The organism is Paenibacillus sp. CECT 9249, from assembly GCF_918697855.1.
Classification (GTDB): Bacteria; Bacillota; Bacilli; order Paenibacillales; family Paenibacillaceae; genus MSJ-34.
In genome coordinates this window covers 34,953-52,804 of record NZ_CAKKLI010000016.1, presented here as the reverse complement: position 1 = coordinate 52,804, position 17,852 = coordinate 34,953, and the positions used below count along the sequence as shown (strand labels likewise).

The following is a 17,852-nucleotide window of genomic DNA, read 5'->3' as shown; positions in this document are numbered from 1 at the left end:
CGCTTCTCATTTAGCGATCGCGATACGCACATGTTGGGCGCGATTTTCATAGCGAATCAGCACCGTTTGCGTCATTTCGTCCCATTCGAAAGGAAGCGTCGTATCGTCCCCGCCGACAGTCATCGCAACCCTCGACGGTTTGGCGGAACAATAAATTCTCGCCGCAGCAAGCACCGATCGGGGACCTCTTGCCGTAAAGGAGATCGACCGCGAATCTTCCGTAAAGTTATCGATTCTGGAAGATGCGGCGATCACCCCGCTTCTCTCCGCTTTGTCAAATTCCATGTCATACAACAAAGCCTGCTTTCCCGGTTGGATGGCAACGCGGCGAACAATCGGCAAACGAGGATCGAATAGATCGACAAAACAACCGGTCAATTCCAGCGGATGGTCATGGACGGACTCGTTCATCACCGATGCGATGACATACGGGCCTCGGCGTATCATGAAATAATTCGAAGGAATCCAACGGATGGCCGGGTCGTTCAAATTGTCCATCGCCTCTCGAACCGCATCGCGAAGCCTCTGCGCCCCCTCGGCGCTCAAGGTTAATCGGTCCGGACTAATACGCATATAGCGAACCAACCCGTTCCCGACGCGCGTCACGCCTTCCTGCGCCTGGAGATCCAAACCTAAGCATTCAAACAGATGCTCTCTGGGAGTCCGGTACCTTCGTTTTCCGCGATTCCACCATTCTTTGACCTTATGGTACGGATCGCTGTCATCCCCGACATAGAGCAGCGCGCCGCCGTCTCTCACCCATTGCGCCAGCGCATTGTGCAGGTCCGGATATTCCGGTTTCATAAATTCGTAGCTTACAATTAACAATCGATAACCATCCAAATAGCCGGGGAACCTTCTTACATTATCGAGCTGTACCGGCCGAACATGCAATCCATGCTTCACAAGCGGCAGCGTCAGTCCGTAAAAATGCGAGAAATGAAGCAATTCCAACGCGTATTCGTCCGTTATTTCCACTTCGTTCGTACCATCGTATTTCAGCATAAAACCGGCAGTCTCCACGCCCGGACGCATGCGCTGATACATCGCCGAATCGGCTAGCAACACGCCTATCTGGGTTTCGTTTCCGCAAATTTGAACATCCGGCTGGTCCATGCCGCCCAGCGAATGCATAATCGTTAACAATACGGTCGCATAATGTGCCGGTATCCCCTCTTTGCCGTTTCCGTCTTCGCGAGGGTATTGCCCTTCGAAAATGCGCCTCGGCCAAGGAGCGACTTCATAATGGGACACTTCCGGATGCAGCAGCGACGCCGTCAGCGTCTTCAAATAATTTTCCTCATAATCCTTCCAATTTCGTTTCGGATCGTCTTCGATCGGATCGTGCAAAAACCACATGCGGCGGTCGGTTCCCCGCACCAGTTCCTGCATCATGCCGTATTCCAAAAACGCCGTTTCGAACGTTCTTTCCGCTCTGCGTCCCTCATAAACATTCGCAGTACGGGACGTACCGGTCCATATTTGAGCGATATAGCCGTTGATCGACGGCAAATCAAGCAGTTTCGATTCCGGGCTGACGATGCGCCACTGCGTATAATTGATCAAGCTATGCGTCGGTACGTAAAATCTCAGCGGCCGGTTGTACCGGACCATCGAATACTCCTTGAGCGCGGAACAAAGCCGGTCAAGGCATCGCGCGTACAGGTAGGCTTTCAGCTTTGAAGCGCGGTACTGCGCATCCTCCGATTCGTGAGGCGCAATCCAAGGCTCGTTATAGTAATGTTGCCATTCCCGCTTGAACGCCTCCGAATATCCGCCTTCCACCCAAAATTCCGGCTCCTCCAAATGGATCGCGTCGACCCCCTCGTCCACAGCGGGACGAATGCGATGGAATAAATAATCGGAGAATGCGATTGTCGGCACCATATACGGGATATCGGCCGACGTTCCGTGTATGATATGTTCCCCACCCTTGTAGCATTGCGCTTCATCCCAATGCGGGCGGCCGTCAAATTCCCCGTTCAAGTAATCCTGATATCCTCCCCAGGATACTCCGGTCATAAGATGCACTCGATACCCTTGTTCTCTCCATTGCCCGATTCGCTTCGGCATCGACTCATTGATTCCATAAACCATGACGAAATCCGTCTGCAGATCGTATGTTTCTCCGTAAGCGCCCCCTTCCTGAAACCCGGTGCGCTCTTCTTCCCGGCATCTGTTCTTCATGTCTTCTCCCCTCCTTCAATCAGGTCCATAGTAGAGTTCCCCGGCGCATGACGAAATCGCGCCCGAATCGTCTTGATTTCAAAGGGAGTAAATTGCAATTCCGCTCGCGAACCGTTGTCCTGAAGAACGGCGACCGGTGTTTCCATCAAATCCGCTTCCTCGATCGAGAGGCATTCCAGACCGAAGGATATCGTTCCGCGCGCACTAGACCCGGCTGTTTCATACAGGCGAACAATGATATGATCGCTGTCCTCCGCCTTCTTTACCGATTCCACCATAATATGCGGATGATCGATTTGAACCAACTGAAGCGGTTCTTGCTTCGCCGTATCCGCTTGCGATGCTTCCGCTACGGCAAGGGGGATGTTGAATTCGTATCCTTTGCGATAAACGCTCGCTTGAATAAAGTCGCCTGCATGCGGATACAACGCATAGGCAAACTGATGCGCCGCACGGTCCGCGGCCGGGTCGGGATACGACGGACTCCTGAGCAGGTTCAAGTCCAAAACGTTGTTAAGCGCGCTATGTCCGTATTTGCAATCATTGAGCAGCGCCACTCCGTAATCCGGTTGCGACAGGTCGATATAGTGATGGGCGCAAATTTCATCCTTCGCAAACTCGATCGCAGTATTGCGCGTCGTCGGACGTTTCAAATAGCCGAATTGAATCTCGCAATTGGCTTGATCGCTATAGACGGAGGTCGGGAAAGACACCCTCAACATCTTGCCCGATTCTCTCCAGTCCGCTTCTACGGCGAACTCTATGACAGAAGAATCCGCGGTCAATATAGTACGCAGGGAAAGGGCAGATTCCCCATAGCGATACTTCTGTTCGACGATGGCCTTAGGGCCATCGATATACGACGCGCTTCTCTCCAGCTTCATCGTTCCCGCGACCGTCTCGCGGTAATCGCGCGGAAAATCCCAAGCGTCTCCGTCGTCATAGTAAATCGTAAAGACGTTGGCTTTGGACCCTTTCCGTATCGTTTCCCGCCCGGACGACTTGTCGTATACGGAAACAATGCTGCCGTCTTCGTCGAAACGTACAAACAAACGGTTATTTTCAAGAACTTGCCCTTCCGACTTCAGGCCGTTTATCGCGTGTTTCCGAACCGCATCTTTAAGTTTCCGGTATCCCATCGCAGGCACGCAGACGAAATGCCATGCGCCTTCCCATTTCACCCACTCCTTGCGTTCCCACGGCAATGAATTGAACAAAACCGGCTCTTTGGCCCAGCCCGCCAACCCGGCAACGCGCCCGTACGCTTCTTCCGACATGGAACGAACCTGCCGCAACAGCGTCTCATATCGTTCCAACGATTCATCGTACACTCTTCCAATAGAGGAACCGGGCAAAATATCGTGGAATTGGTACAGCAGCACCTCTTTCCATATTTGCTCGAGTTTTGCGCCCGGATACGGAGCGCCGCCGAGAACCCATAAAAGCGATGCGGCAAACTCCAATTCTCGCAAACTCTTCTCCAATTTACGGTTATACCGCTTGTTGCGGCTTTGCGAAGTTAGCGTCCCCTGATGTTTTTCCAGGTATAATTCCCCTTTGAACGTCCGGAACCGCGGCACATCTTTCTCCAACCGCAGGAAGAAGGAGAGGGAGTGCTCCTGTACGACAGGCGGAAGACCGGCCAAATTTTTCTCCCGTGCCAACCGTTCCAGATGCTCCTCACCCGGCCCGCCTCCTCCGTCGCCGATTCCGAACAGCATGAGCGCATGATCCGACACGTTTTTGTCCAAATAGTTGCGTTCGATCTTCGCTAACGATCTCGGCGCGGCAGGGCTGTTGTACGTATCCTCCGGCGGAAGATGCGTCAAGATGCGAGTCCCGTCTATTCCTTCCCATAGAAAGCTGTGATGCGGATGCGTATTATACACGCTCCAGGACAACTTCTGGGTCATCATATAATCAATGCCCGACTTTTTGAGGATCTGGGGCAGACTTCCCGCGTATCCGAATACATCCGGCATCCACAGCACCTTCGCGTCCTTGCCGAACTCTTGTTGAAAGAACCGTTTCCCGTATAAAATTTGCCGTACAAGCGCTTCGCCTCCGGAAATATTCGTATCCGGTTCGACCCACATCGCGCCTTGAACTTCCCACCGGCCTTCCAGGATACGTTTCTTCACCTTGTCGTACAGCTTCGGATAGCGTTCCTTGATCCATTGATAAAGCTGCGGCTGACTGGCGCCGAACACATAATCCGGGTATTTCTCCATATTGCGCAGCACGGTCGAGAACGTCCGCGCCCCCTTGCGGATCGTTTCACGGATTGGCCACAACCAGGCAAGATCGAGATGCGCATGCCCGATGGCGCTTACCGTAATCGCAGGGTCTCCGCCTCGCTTGGCCAATTCTCCGGCTATTCTAGCGCTTGCGCGAAATGCATGGTCGGCGTCGAGGACGGGCAATAGATTCGACGCTTCGTACAAGCTTTGATAGATTTGAGCTTTTCTGGCGCTTGTGTCAGGCAATTGCTCAGCCAACTCCGCCAACACTTCAAAATCGTAGTACAATTTACGGATCTCTTCATGACAAACGGCGATCTCGGCTTCCTTTAACGTCCCGCTGCGGTATTTGCCAAACAAATCGTTACACCCGGCATCGCCCCACAAATCGATGATTTCTCCGCCTTCGGCAGACGGACTGACATCCACCACTCTCTTGCCGGGAAGACCGAGGCTATCATCGAACTCGGAATTGATGTTCGTTAATCCTTGACGAGGCGTCCCCTCGCCATCCACCAAACATAGCTCGCCGTTCACGTCGATCAATAGCACGACTTTGCGGCCGTTTAGCGAACGGGGCACAACGCCTTCGAAATGAAACCAGGCGCAGTCCCATAATTCTCCCCATTGATCCCCCGGTCTCAATTGTATTTTTGTGCCGCTTTCCCTTTCCGCATAAGGAACCGGTTCTTTGGTTACCCATGCCGTTACAGATAACGATGATACCGGTTGATAGATAGCCATTTGCAGTTTCGACAATGTATGCTTCACCTTGTTCATGATGACCGGAGTCGTTTCATACGGCATTTGTTTTCACTCCATCTCTCTTGATTATCCTCATTGAAGGATATTATTTCGTTGCAGCTTCCGCTCTTTTTTGTGCGTCGTCCAATATCGTTTTGATATCCCCTTTCGTCATAATTGATTTGGTCACCGCATCGCCAAAAATTTGCCATACTTTGGAGTTTTCCTTCGCGAACGTCGGAAGGCCCTGCACATTCCCCGCCATGGCCAGATAATGCTGGTACATCTCCGGATGTTTGGTTTGATAATCGTTCGATTCGGCGATCTTATTCAATACCGGCGACCGCACTCCGGTATCCGCAATAAGCTGTTGAATTTCTTCGCTGTACATGGCCCGAATATATTCAAAAGCAGCTTCTTTGTTCTTCGCATCTTTCGGAACCGAATGGAAGGCGGCGCCGATCGTAATGTTGCCGGCCTTACCGTCCGAAGACAGCGGGATCGGAGACATGCCGTACTCGATTCCGATAGCGGAACTTTCAATGGCGCGCCAAGGTCCGTCGATTAAATAAGCGATTTGCCCCTTTTTAAATGCGTCAAAATAAGTGCCTTCATTCGTGTTGGCCATTAAACCGGCAGGATGGAAGCCGTTCAGTTCTCTCAAAAACGTTACCGTCTCCACGTTGGCGTCGCTGTTGAAAGTCGGATTTCCTTGCCCGTCCGCGAAACCGCCGCCATTGACAATCAGCAATGTGCCATAACGCAAGTATCCTCCCGCATTGGGACCGGCGTATACGCCGCCGCCGAAAAATTTGCCGTTTCCGACCGCCGTAATTTTGCTCAAGTTGTCTGCCAGCTCTTCCCAAGTCGCGGGCGCTTTATCCGGATCTAATCCGGCATCCCTCAACAGCTTCTTATTCCAGAACAAACTGTTTACTCCCGGCTGGGAAGCAAAGCCGTATATTTTCCCGTCGTACTCCATCGGCTTCCAGGCGGCCGGCGCGATATGTTCCCTTATGTATTGCTCCATATCTTCCGGGAACGGCTCAAGCAGCCCTTGTTGGGCAAAACCGGGCATTTGCGTTTCGCCGACGATAATATCGGGAATATTCTGCGCGAGGAATCCTGCCGTTTGCTTCTGGATCAGCTGTTCTCCCCAACCCCAATCTTCCGTTTTCAATGTAATATGATTGCTTGCCAATTTATCGTTGATGATCGATTGATACAAATATCCAAATACGTTCGGATTCACGTCGCCGCCCGGCGTGTAGTTGAAATCTTCTTCTGCCGGTTTGGGCTGTAACGTTTCGTCCTCAAGGAGCGAGGTCTTCTTTTTGTCCAGCAATTCGGTCACGATGCCGACGCCAATGCCAACGGCGCCTTCGTTTAAGACGGTAATGGTTACGTTCCCGTTCTCCTTCGAACCGGACGGTTCCTTTTCAGCGGTTTGGGTATCGCCCTCTGCTGCGCCCGTATTCTCCGCATTTCCCGACGAGCATGCCGTCATCCCGATCGTCAGCATAAGCGCAAGGATCGCCGCGATCACTGTTCCTTTCGAGTTCATCAGCATTTTTTGCCCCTCCAATCTTTAAATATAAGATACATGAAAACAATAGCATACCAATATGACATATTCAATATGTTTTTTAATTCTTTTATATCATCCTTTGATGCCCGTGTTAGCCAAACCTTGAACGATGTACTTTTGAAAGAAGAAAAAAATAAGCAACGCAGGCAGCGTAATTCCCAGACTTAACGTAATAATCAACGGGTAGTTAATGACCGCGCCCGGACTGGCTCCTACGGATGAAATCCGCGTAATGGCCGCTGGAAGCGTTTGCAAATCGTCGCTATTGGTATAGAAAAACGGGGTAATAAAATCATTCCAGGTTCCAAGCGCAGTCGTAATGGCTATAAAGGCCATAATCGGAAGCTGCAACGGAAATAAAATTTGAAAAATCACTCTAAGCGTACCGGCTCCGTCCACAATTGCCGCTTCGTCAAGTTCGATAGGAACTTTCTCCAACGATTGCTTGACCAGGAAAGTGCCCATGATGTTAATCGCGGGGCCGCCGATCAAATAAACCCACCACGAATTTAAAATACCGGTTCCGCCGGTAAAAATATCATTTCCGCCGGCAAACGGAAATCTTGCAAATTCCAAATATGTAGGGATGATAGCCAACGTTCCCGGAATCATTTGCGTTGCGAGCAAGATCAAAAACAACTGATCTTTCCCTTTAAATTTCAAACGGGCAAACACATAACCGGCCAAAAAGGAAGTAAGCAGCGCCCACAGCGTGTTATATACCGTTCGTATCATTGAATTCCGGAGGTACGTCGTTACCGCCGCGTCTTTCGAACCCATGATGAGCGCCTTGTAGTTGGCTAGCGTCGGAGCTTCGGGAATCGGAAAGATCCCTAATATCGTGGATGTAAATTCCGTTTTGCTGAAAAAACCCGCCAAAATCATAAAGACAAGCGGATAGATCAGCGCCAAGCCGAAGCCAAGGAGCAGGATATGCCCCAGCAGATGCACCGCTGTGAATTGTTTTTTTATTGTCAACCGCAACGTTCCGCTCATCGCTTATCGCCCCCTCTTGAGCGGTTTCATCGGTATCGTCGTCCGTCTATCGGATTTGGTCGACCAATTATAATACAACACGGTTGATACAATAACGATGACCGCCATAATCAACGACGACGCTCCGGCCATGCCCAAATTAAAATCCCAGAAGCCGTCGCGGTAAATTCGGAAAACAAGAACTTCCGTTTGCCCATAAGGACCGCCGTTCGTAATGAATAGTACCTGTTCGTAAATTTGAATCGCCCCGATCAGGCTGGTGATCACAATATAAGTCGCAATCGGCTTCAGCCCCGGCAGCGTAACAAACCGCAGCTTCTCCCAGCGGCCCGCGCCGTCGATTTCCGCCACCTCGTACAACGCGGGATCGACAGATTGCAACCCTGCAAGCCAAATAAGAGCAGCACCTCCCACTCCTTTCCATACGGAGTATACGACGATCCAAAAGATGCCCCAAGCCGCCGAATACTGCCATACGATCGGCTCTTTGCCGAGCGATTTCAAGATGTTATTAATAACGCCGTTATTGGTATCCAAGAAAATATTAAATACTTGCGTTGTAGCTACTGTGGACGTCACCGCGGGAATATACCAAATGGACCGGTAAAACCCTTTCCCGAATAATGGCATATTCATAAGCAGCGCAGCGCCGAAACCTGAGATTAGCGTGACGGCGGTTACCAACGAACCCAACCAAATCGATCTCCACAACGCAGCGGTATAAACCGGATTTTGAAAAAAATGCACGAAGTTATCGATCCAAATAAATTTGGGCGAATTATTCAAGCCTACCCATTCAAAGAAACCGAGAAAAAAGCCGAATAAAGTGGGAAATCCCGAAACAAGCAGCCAGAACAGTACCATCGGCATTAGGATGGCTGCCGCAATGAGCGCGTCTCGGTGTCTGATCATGCAGCGCTTCAACGAAGAATCCCCTAATTGGTCAACCGCTTTTGCCATACTCATCCCTCCTTTGCAGATTTGATTTTTATTAATGTTTCATTTGTAATATTAAATATAAATAACATAACTAATTATGTCAAGATATTGCATCTCACCCAATTCTCCTAAAACCTTCCTGAAACACAAAGTCCCTGGAAATGCCGATCGGCAATCCCAGGGACTTGAAGCGAAACATGTAAAGCGGCAAGATGAGCTTGCCGCTTTACAATCGGTATTTAGTTTTTCATTGCCGGGCCGGTCGAATTGCGTTTCACCAATTCCGGTTGTAAAATGATTCTCTTATATCTAAGATTTTCATTGGTTTGGCGATCCAGCATGTTTAACAAAATTTTCGCCGCCTCTTCTCCCATCGCGCCTTCCGATTGAGAGATATGCGAGAAAGCCCCGAACTCGTCCAACTCGGGCGAAGGATCGTCGAAGGTGAGGATGGAGACATCCTCCGGGACTCGGAGTCCGATTTGTTTGCAAATCGCAAAGATATGCAATCCCAGTCTGCCATTTAGCGTGATAAATGCGGTAGCCATCCGGCTTTTAATAAATCGATAAAGGGGATGTCCGGGATCGACTTTGTAATCCACGGTAAAGTCCGTCAAGATTAGGGCAGGGTTAATCATCGCCTTGTTTTGCTTCAACGCTTCCATATATCCGTTGATTCGGTCTTCGACCGTAATAGTCGGAAGCGGGGAATCCGAGCATATCGCAATATCCCGATGCCCGAGACTCCAAAGGTAATCCACGGCGAGCTTGCCGCCGATCAGGCCGTCGCTGCGGACGATGTTCGTCTCGACTCCGGGAAAATACCGGTCGATCAGAACGAATGGATATCCTTTCAGCTTCAGCGCTAAAATTTCCTCATTGTAAGTTTCCGCATCGCAAGGAAAGATCATCAATCCCGCCGCATCTTTTTCGATCAAATCGATGATCGCTTCCTTTTCCCGCTCGATTGAATTGTAAGTTTGTACAATCTGCAGACGGTATTCGCTGTTTTCTATCACTCTGTTAATACCGTGAATTAATCGTAACGCAAAGTAATCTACCAGAACAGGCATGATCAATCCGATCATTTTTTTGCGGACCCTTGGGATCGAATGGCTCGCCGCCGTTAGATCCGGATGAAGATCGGACCCTTCGGTATAAAGCGCCGCGGCCGGGGCTTGGAGATACGGGCCGGCTTCTTGCCGGATGCTGTGTCTCGACATGATTTTGTCAATCTCATCGCTTACGAAACTGCCTCTGCCCGGTATACGGTAAATCCAGCCTTCCTTTGCCAAATCGGTCAAAGCGTTGGCGACCGTAATCCGGCTAACGTCGAATTGTTCCATCAGTTCTTTTTCAGAAGGAATTTTATCGTTTGCTTTCAAATCGCCTTTCAGAATAAGATCTTTAAAGTGTTCTTGGATTTTCATATATAACGGTTGTCTATCGTTATGCATCACTTGCTCCCCTATCTTCAAATCAATTACTATAACGATATATCTTTTATGTCATTTAGTCAAATTCCCCGGCTTTGTCCAAATAAAAAACCGCCCGGGAGCTAGCTCCGAGCGGCGTATGGCGTCTCACCAATACGATTGAATAGACGTTATGAATTTCTCGGGTTCATGAACAAGCCCCGAATTTTATCCCAATGGGAGCGATTCGCTGGCTCTTCCGGTCCGGCAACCGGTACCGTATTCCAACGCTCGCGCGCACGGCGGTCGTTCTCCATCGCAATAAATAAACAGAAGCTCCCCAGCAATACTAAAACTGCCGTTGCAATTGGAAGTAACAAATTCATGGTAACGTCTCCTCACGATCAAAAATGATAATCATTATCATTCATTATACAGAAGTAATTCGAGAATCTCAACCGTTATTTGCAAAAAAAAAGTTCCGGCTCGTTACGAGCCGGAACTACGCGCAAAACATGGGTAAAATGATATGATTATCGCAGTAATCGAAGTCCGTTGAGAATGACGAGAATCGTGCTTCCTTCGTGGCCGACGACGCCCAGCGGCAGGGCAAGGCCTTCGAGGAAGTTGGCGCATATGAGCAAGGCGATGACCGAAATGGCGAATACGATATTTTGCTTGACGATTCTTCTCGTTCGTTGGCCTAACGTGATCGCTGCGGCGATTTTCTCGATATCGTCGTTCATGAGGACGAGATCCGCCGTTTCCAGCGCCGCATCGCTGCCGGCCGCGCCCATAGCGATGCCGACGGTAGCCGTCGCGAGCGCCGGGGCGTCGTTTACGCCGTCGCCGACCATGGCTACATTGCCGTACGTTTGCTTCAATTCCTTCACGCGGTTCACTTTATCCTCCGGCAGCAGCTCGGCGTAGACGAGATCGATACCCGCTTCGTCGGCAATCGCCCGGGCGGTTCTTTGCTGATCGCCGGTCAACATGGCGACTTTGATCCCTTTCTTCCGCAATTCGGCGATCGCCGCCTTGGCTTGCGTACGAATGCTGTCCTGGAGCGCGATCACGCCCGCGATTCCGCGCGTATTCGCCATCAGCACGACCGTCTTGCCCTGCTCCTCCAACCGGTGAACTGCCGTCCTAATGTCCTGGGTCATCATGCTCTCTTCCATTAACGTCGGTTTCCCAATCTTCCATACTTCGCCGTGCAATTCGGCCTGCACTCCCCACCCGGTGAGCGATGTCAATTCGGTCGGACGATCCGTCTCGATTCCCCGTTCCTTCGCCGTTTGCACGATCGCCTTGGCCAGCGGATGCTCGGACAAGCTTTCGATCGATGCCGCAAGCCGCAGCATTTCCGTTTCTCCGTACCCTTGGCAAGCGATCAAATCGGTCACCTGCGGACGGCCGCTTGTCAGCGTGCCGGTCTTATCGAACGCAATGACTTTCGTCTGCGCCAAATGTTCGAGATGCGCTCCGCCTTTGAACAGCAGCCCTTTTCTCGCGCCGTTGGAAATGGCGGACAGCATCGCGGGCATAATCGACGCGACTAATGCGCATGGAGAGGCGACGACGAGAAATACCATCGCTTTGTAAAACGTATCGTTCCAGGACCACTGAAGCAAGAACGGCGGAAGAAGAATCAGCAGCAGCGTCACCAGCACGATCGAGCGGGCGTAAATCCGTTCGAACCGTTCGATAAACCGCTGCGACGCCGGCATTTCGCTCTGCGCTTCCTGCACAAGGCGAATAATTTTCGCAAACAATGTCGATTCGCTCGTTTGGCTTACTTGAACGAATAGCGCCCCCGGCCCGTTCAACGTTCCCGCGAACACTTCATCGCCCGAGCTTTTATCCACCGGGATCGATTCGCCCGTAATCGAAGCTTGATTGACCGCGGAAGCTCCTTCCGTCACCGTGCCGTCCGCCGGGATGCGCTCGCCCGGTTTGACCAGAACGATATCGCCGACTTCCAATTGCTCGATCGCGACAGTCGTTTCTTCCCCGTCGCGGTATAGCACCGCCGTCTCCGGCTTCAAATCCATCAAGGCGGCAATATCCCGGTGGCTGCGCGCCATCGTGTAGCTTTCCAAGGCGCCGCTCAACGAAAAAATAAAGATGAGTACGGCTCCCTCGGTCCAATATCCGATCGACGCCGCGCCGATCGCCGCGAACACCATGAGCAGATTGACGTCCAAATCCCGCTCCTGGAACAGCGTTTGAAGCCCTTCCTTCGTTTTGACATACCCGCCGACGACAAACGCGAGCAAATAAAGCGCTACGGCCCAAGGATGAGAGAATTGCTCTATGCTCCAGGCGGCCGCGATCAATATTCCGCTCGCAAGCGCGGCGGCCGCTTCCCCGTATCTCTGCAGCCATGGCGCGTCCTTCCGTTTGCCGGAAGCGGCGTTCTCTTGCGGAGACGGGTTATCTTTAACGTAACTATCTGTCGTATTGAATGATGAAATCATTGCAGTCACACTCCTTCGTCTTGAGAATGAGAACCATTGTTAATACCCTTAAAACGGCGCATGCTGCTCCACTAATCGGGAGCAGCATGCTGATCGAGAATGATTCTCGTTTTTACACTATTCAATTATTTTGCATCAATCAAACTTACTTTATAATCATTATAATCTAGACGAGTAGAAATGTAAACTACTTTTTTGCCTAAAATCAGCAAATGTATCCGTATTGACTCTCACGCAACGTGATGCCCTATAATCTCCCGTAGGCGCCGATCAATCATGAAAAAAGGGTGAAAGTGTATGAAAGCAGTAAAAAGAATCGTCAAGCTGGATTTGGAGGCGGGCAAAGCGAATCCCGCAAAAGTCGGCAAGGATCTAGCGCCCGCGGGGATCAATCTTCTAGGTTTTTGCAACCAATACAATGAAATGACCAAAAGCCAAACCGGATTCGTCATTCCGGCGGAAATTACCGTATATGAGGATCGAAGCTTCGATATCAAGTTGAAAACGCCGCCTGCCGCTTTTTTGTTGAAAAAATACGCGGGCGTTGCGAGAGGAGCGGCGAAACCGGGCAGCGAAACGGTTGGCAGCATTACCCGGGACGAGCTGCGCAAAATCGCCGAGATCAAGCTCCCGGACTTGAACACGGTCGATATCGAAAGCGCCATGAAAACGATCGCCGGAACGGCGAAAAATATGGGGATCCGCATTGAAGAGACTTGAAAGAAAGGGCGGCATCTTGAGATCGGCTCCGCGTTCGAGCGCATCCAAAGAAACAGCGTGGAGTTGGTAAAGGACTGGCGTTGCATCGAAGAAGGCTGCGGATTCGAGTTTGTCGGATGTTATCATACGTGATGGGTCGGCAACCGACCGTGCGAAGGCGATCCGCGCGGATCTACGCTTCTTAGCTTGGCGCTGACGAAACTGACAATCCTTATTGGGCGTTAAAATGAAGACGGCGTCATTCTAACGAATGTACAAAGCGTTATTCATTGGAAATCGGCCGTTTATCGCCTTTTTCCCCTCATTAGCGTGTTTTAGATTCGTTACACGAGCAACAAGGCGATTTACAGGCGATTAGCGTGTATACGTTTCGTTAGCCCGTCCCGCCCGACAGGCCGTCAGCCGCTTGCGGTATGATGAAATTGCCTCTTTTCGCAGGCTTTGCTGAAGCAACCGATCAAAACGAGTGAAAAGATGCACAATTGCGGGCTTCTGCACGAATGATCCTTCATTGCCGGCTATTCTTTCACGCTGGGGCGGCTATGATGTACAATGTACAACATTTCGCTTTCCTCGCTAGGAAGACGATGCCTATGCTGCAGTTTGTACAACATTTTGGGGGTGAAACGGGCTATTTTGCCTCAGCACTTGCGATTATGATGTACAAAGTGCAACATCGTGGCCTGCGAGGGCTTGTCCCCCCTTAAAATGTTGTATTCCGTACAACTTGCGATACGATGTGCGAAGCCATAAACGAACAGAACATAGGCCAAGAATGGCCTATGTTCCGCTGCTTACCCGATGACTTCGCGCTTGATGCTTTTCAACCGTTTCATCACATCGTTATCGCCGCGTCCGAAATAATCGTACAGCGTCTTGTACTCAGCGTACAACCGCTCGTACACGCGCACGTTTTCCGGAATCGGCTTGTAATACTCTTCCTTCACTTTGCCGATCGCCCGCGCCGCGTCCGATATCGACGCGAAACCGCCGCGAGCTTCTCCGGCCGCCACCGCCCCGAACATAGCCGCGCCGTAAGCCGGCGTTTGCGGCGATGCGGCGATGCGGATTTCCATATTGGTCACGTCCGCATAAATTTGCATCATCAGCTTGTTCTTCTCGGCGATGCCGCCTGCCGCGTACAATTGGCGCACCGGCACGCCGTTCTCGCGGAACGCGTCGATAATGACTTTCGTGCCGTAGGCCGTCGCTTCGATGAGCGCCCGGTATATTTCTTCCGGCTTCGTTAACAGCGTAGCTCCGATCAGTACTCCGGTCAGATCGGCATCGACAAGCGTCGAACGGTTGCCGTTCCACCAATCCAAGGCGAGCAGTCCGCTCTCGCCCGCCCGCAGCCGCGAAGCCTTCTCCGTCAGCAATTCATGAATCCCGACGCCTTTGTCTTCCGCTTCCTTCTGCAGCTCGGCGGGCACGCAATGCGCGGTAAACCATTCGAAATGGTCACCGACGCAAGACTGTCCCGCTTCATAGCCTTCATAGCCGGGCATCGCGCCGTCGCTGACGACGCCGCACATGCCGGGCACGATCCGTTCCTCCTCGCCAAGCAGAATGTGGCAAGTGGACGTTCCCATAATCATCAGCATATGGCCCGGTTCCGTAATGCCGACGGCCGGCAAGGAAACATGGGCGTCGACATTGCCGACGGCCACCGCCGTTCCCGGCTTGAGCCCGGTCAGCAATGCGGCCTGCTCCGTAATTTCTCCCGCTTTCGTTCCGAGCGGATAGATCGACTCGCTCAATTTATCCGCTACGAGACGTTCCAACCGGGGATCGAGCGCCTTGAAAAATTCGGCCGAAGGATACCCTTCCCGCTTATGCCACAATCCTTTATACCCTGCGGTGCAGCTGTTGCGCTTCTCCTCGCCGGTCAATTGATACACGATCCAATCCGCCGCTTCCATAATCCGGTCGGCGGCCTCGTAGATTTCCGGCGCTTCGTTGACGATTTGCCACACCTTCGGCACGAGCCATTCCGAAGAGATTTTGCCGCCGTACCGGGCGAGGAACGATTCCCCGCGCGCCGCGGCGATCTCGTTCAGCCGGTTCGCTTCCTCCTGCGCGGCATGATGTTTCCACAGCTTCACATAGCTGTGCGGATTGCCGCGGTATGGCTCCAACATGCACAGCGGCGTACCGTCCCGTTTGGTCGGCAAAATGGTGCAGGACGTAAAATCGATCCCGACGCCGATGACGTCTTCGGCGCTGACGCCCGATATGCGCAGCACCTCGGGAATCGTCGTTTGCAGCACTTCCAAGTAGTCGGCGGGATGCTGCAGCGCCCAATCGGGCGGCAAAGCGGTGACGCCGTCCGGCAAAAATTCGTCCATTACGCCATGCGTATACGATTTCACCGCAGCGGCCACTTCCCGGCCGGTCTCGATCTCGATGAGCAGCGCCCGGCCCGACTGCGTGCCGTAATCCACTCCGATGCTGTATTTCATCATATCCCTCCTTCGATTGCGACGTATGAAACGAGGGCCGTCTCCATCTACGCCTGACTTAATACCGCTTCTTCCCTGGCGCGGAAATAGTCGACCGACGTTTGCACCATCCGGTCGAGAAGCTGCTTGTCCGGCTTGCCGTACATGGCCGGATACGGGTCTCCGCCCGGACCGAGCGGCTCCGGCGTCACGAATCGGCCTTCCCGGTTGAAGCCGAGCAAGTAAAGCGCCATAATGATTGTGTCGAAGTCCATCGAGCCTTCGCCAAGCGCGCGGCGGTTGCTGTCCGCGACATGCAGATTGAGCAATTGTTCGCCGGCGGCGAGCAGCGCTTCCCCGATATGCGATTCCTCCGCCTGCATATGATAGGTGTCGGCGTTCATATGCCGGACGCCCGGATGATCGACCGCTTCGATATACGCTTTCGCCTCTTCGATCGTATGCACGAAACTGACTTCCGCCGAACGTACCGGCTCGATCGCCGCCTGGATGCCGTACTTCGTAAATTCGTCGGCGACAAGCCGGAGCGTTTCGACGCTGCGGGCGAACTCCATATCGTCGTACGCTTTCGGCCGTCCTACAGCGCCGGGAACGACGAGCAAATATTTCCCGCCTACGGCGGCGGTAAATTCGAGCTCGCGCTTGATGTAATCCACCGCCGCCTGGCGGGCGGCGGCGCTGTTACTTGCCAGATCGTTGGCGGCTGAGAACATGCCGCATACGCCGGCGACCTGGATCCGGTAACGTTCCAATATTTCCTTCGTTTCTTTCACTTTATAGCCGAGGTCGGGACCGTAATGATTGCCGTGCAGCTCAATATAGGTTACTCCGTATTGATTCAACCGGGCGGCGGATTCCGCGAGCGGCTCCATGCCGAAGCCCCAGTTGCTCCAAGAGAAATTGAGCCGCCGCTCGAAACGTTCCGGAGCCTTCCGCTTCCATTCGAGAAAAGCGGAGCGAATCTTCTCGTTTTTCAGTTCAAAGTTTTGCAGCGGCATCTTTCGCACCCCTTTTCTATCTAGACGATCGCGTCACAATTAGAAATTGTAGTCGCCCGCGTTTTCTTTCGTAAAGTCCGACGGAGGTCCAAGAATAACCGTTTTGCCGTCTTCTTTCACTTCGACTTTGCCGATGTTCGGAATGTCTTGTCCGTTCTCAATCGTCTTGCCTTCCGCCAATTCTTTCGCAGCGGCAACGGTCAAGTAACCGAGGTTGACCGGATTCCAGAGCGTTGCCGTATCAAGCGAACCGTCTTCCAGGAACGGCTTGGAATCGGTAGGCAAGGCGACGCCGATCAGCGATACTTTATCTTGCAGCCCTTTCTCCTGAATCGCTTGCGCCGCGCCGAGCGGAGCAACGGTGGAATAAGCGAGAATGCCGTCCAGATCCGGATTTGCTTTCAACAGGTCAAGCGTTTTTTGATATGCAACTTGCTGTTTTTCGTCCGTACCGATTTTTTCGCCGATAATTTTCAGGTTCGGATATTTTTCTTCAATTTGCTTGAGCGACCAATCGATCCATGTGTTCAAGTTCTGCGCGGACAATCCGCCCGTCACAATCGCAACATTGCCTTCTTCTTTGCCCATCGCTTGAACGAGCAGGTCGGCCATATGGCGTCCGTATACTTCATCGTCTACTTGTTGAACCGACAAATCGACGACGGATTGATCCGCTTTCGTATCCCAGTCCATCACTTTAATGCCTTGCGCTTTCGCTTTCTTCAATACCGGCGTCAATGCGGCCGGATCGTTCGGCGCCACGGCGATAACGTCGACTTTTTTCGAGATCAAATCTTCGATCACTTTCACCTGCGCCGCCGCGTCCGCTTGGGTCGGGCCTGTGTAGATGACTTCTACGCCGAGATCCTCTCCGGCTTGTTTCGCTCCTTGCTCGGAAGCGTTAAAGTACGGGATGCCGATCAATTTCGGCACGACCGCAATTTTAAGCGATCCGGACGTTTGGGACGGCTCTTGCGCCGCATCTCCGCCCGGCGCCGGCGCGGCGCCTTTCTGGCCGCATCCTGCCAACAAACCTAATACAAGCATTCCAGACAATAATCCTGTTGCTAACTTCTTCATGTG

The 17,852-nt window shown here is 52.1% G+C and carries 12 protein-coding genes; 1 reads left to right on the top strand and 11 read right to left on the bottom strand.

Features of this window, described 5'->3' with window-relative positions; all coding sequences use genetic code 11:
* Positions 1–6: 6 nt before the first annotated feature.
* The 8 genes from LQ229_RS13610 to LQ229_RS13575 all read right to left on the bottom strand — a co-directional run bounded on the left by LQ229_RS13610 (position 7) and on the right by LQ229_RS13575 (position 12,589).
* Positions 7–2,187, bottom strand: a complete 2,181-nt coding sequence (locus LQ229_RS13610; protein WP_230192024.1) for a hypothetical protein — start codon at positions 2,185–2,187, stop codon at positions 7–9.
* The gene (locus tag LQ229_RS13605) at positions 2,184–5,234 is read right to left on the bottom strand and encodes a glycoside hydrolase family 38 C-terminal domain-containing protein (protein WP_230192023.1); all 3,051 of its coding nucleotides are present in this window, start codon (positions 5,232–5,234) and stop codon (positions 2,184–2,186) included. The genes LQ229_RS13610 and LQ229_RS13605 overlap by 4 nt, the downstream gene beginning before the upstream one ends.
* 43 nt (positions 5,235–5,277) lie before the next feature.
* Entirely contained in the window at positions 5,278–6,741 is a 1,464-nt protein-coding gene (locus LQ229_RS13600; RefSeq protein ID WP_216536376.1) for an extracellular solute-binding protein, read from the bottom strand.
* Positions 6,742–6,831: 90 nt separating this feature from the next.
* A complete protein-coding gene (locus LQ229_RS13595; RefSeq protein ID WP_216541341.1) occupies positions 6,832–7,755 on the bottom strand; it encodes a carbohydrate ABC transporter permease in 924 nt (307 codons plus the stop codon).
* Positions 7,756–7,758: 3 nt separating this feature from the next.
* Positions 7,759–8,715 carry a sugar ABC transporter permease gene (locus LQ229_RS13590; RefSeq protein WP_230192022.1) on the bottom strand — a complete coding sequence of 319 codons (957 nt, stop codon included), beginning with the start codon at positions 8,713–8,715 and terminating at the stop codon, positions 7,759–7,761.
* A 218-nt stretch (positions 8,716–8,933) separates the two neighbouring features.
* Positions 8,934–10,151, bottom strand: a complete 1,218-nt coding sequence (locus LQ229_RS13585) for a GntR family transcriptional regulator (protein ID WP_230192021.1) — start codon at positions 10,149–10,151, stop codon at positions 8,934–8,936.
* A gap of 149 nt (positions 10,152–10,300) precedes the next feature.
* Positions 10,301–10,495 carry a hypothetical protein gene (locus LQ229_RS13580; protein ID WP_216541344.1) on the bottom strand — a complete coding sequence of 65 codons (195 nt, stop codon included), beginning with the start codon at positions 10,493–10,495 and terminating at the stop codon, positions 10,301–10,303.
* Positions 10,496–10,642: 147 nt separating this feature from the next.
* Positions 10,643–12,589 (bottom strand): heavy metal translocating P-type ATPase, encoded by a 1,947-nt coding sequence (locus LQ229_RS13575; protein WP_230192020.1) that lies wholly within the window; start codon positions 12,587–12,589, stop codon positions 10,643–10,645.
* 297 nt (positions 12,590–12,886) lie between these two features.
* Here LQ229_RS13575 and rplK point away from each other — a divergent pair, with 297 nt between their 5' ends.
* The gene (gene rplK / locus LQ229_RS13570) at positions 12,887–13,309 is read left to right on the top strand and encodes a 50S ribosomal protein L11 (protein WP_216541346.1); all 423 of its coding nucleotides are present in this window, start codon (positions 12,887–12,889) and stop codon (positions 13,307–13,309) included.
* 794 nt (positions 13,310–14,103) lie between these two features.
* Here rplK and araB read toward each other — a convergent pair.
* Genes araB through LQ229_RS13555 form a run of 3 tightly spaced genes read right to left on the bottom strand, consistent with a single transcriptional unit; the run spans position 14,104 to position 17,849 of the window.
* Positions 14,104–15,771 (bottom strand): ribulokinase, encoded by a 1,668-nt coding sequence (araB, locus tag LQ229_RS13565; RefSeq protein ID WP_230192019.1) that lies wholly within the window; start codon positions 15,769–15,771, stop codon positions 14,104–14,106.
* A gap of 47 nt (positions 15,772–15,818) precedes the next feature.
* Complete coding sequence (locus LQ229_RS13560; protein ID WP_216541347.1) at positions 15,819–16,769, bottom strand: sugar phosphate isomerase/epimerase family protein; 951 nt, start codon at positions 16,767–16,769, stop codon at positions 15,819–15,821.
* Positions 16,770–16,808: 39 nt separating this feature from the next.
* On the bottom strand, positions 16,809–17,849 hold the full coding sequence (locus LQ229_RS13555) for an autoinducer 2 ABC transporter substrate-binding protein (RefSeq protein ID WP_230192018.1): 1,041 nt from the start codon (positions 17,847–17,849) through the stop codon (positions 16,809–16,811).
* Between the last annotated feature and the right edge of the window lie 3 nt (positions 17,850–17,852).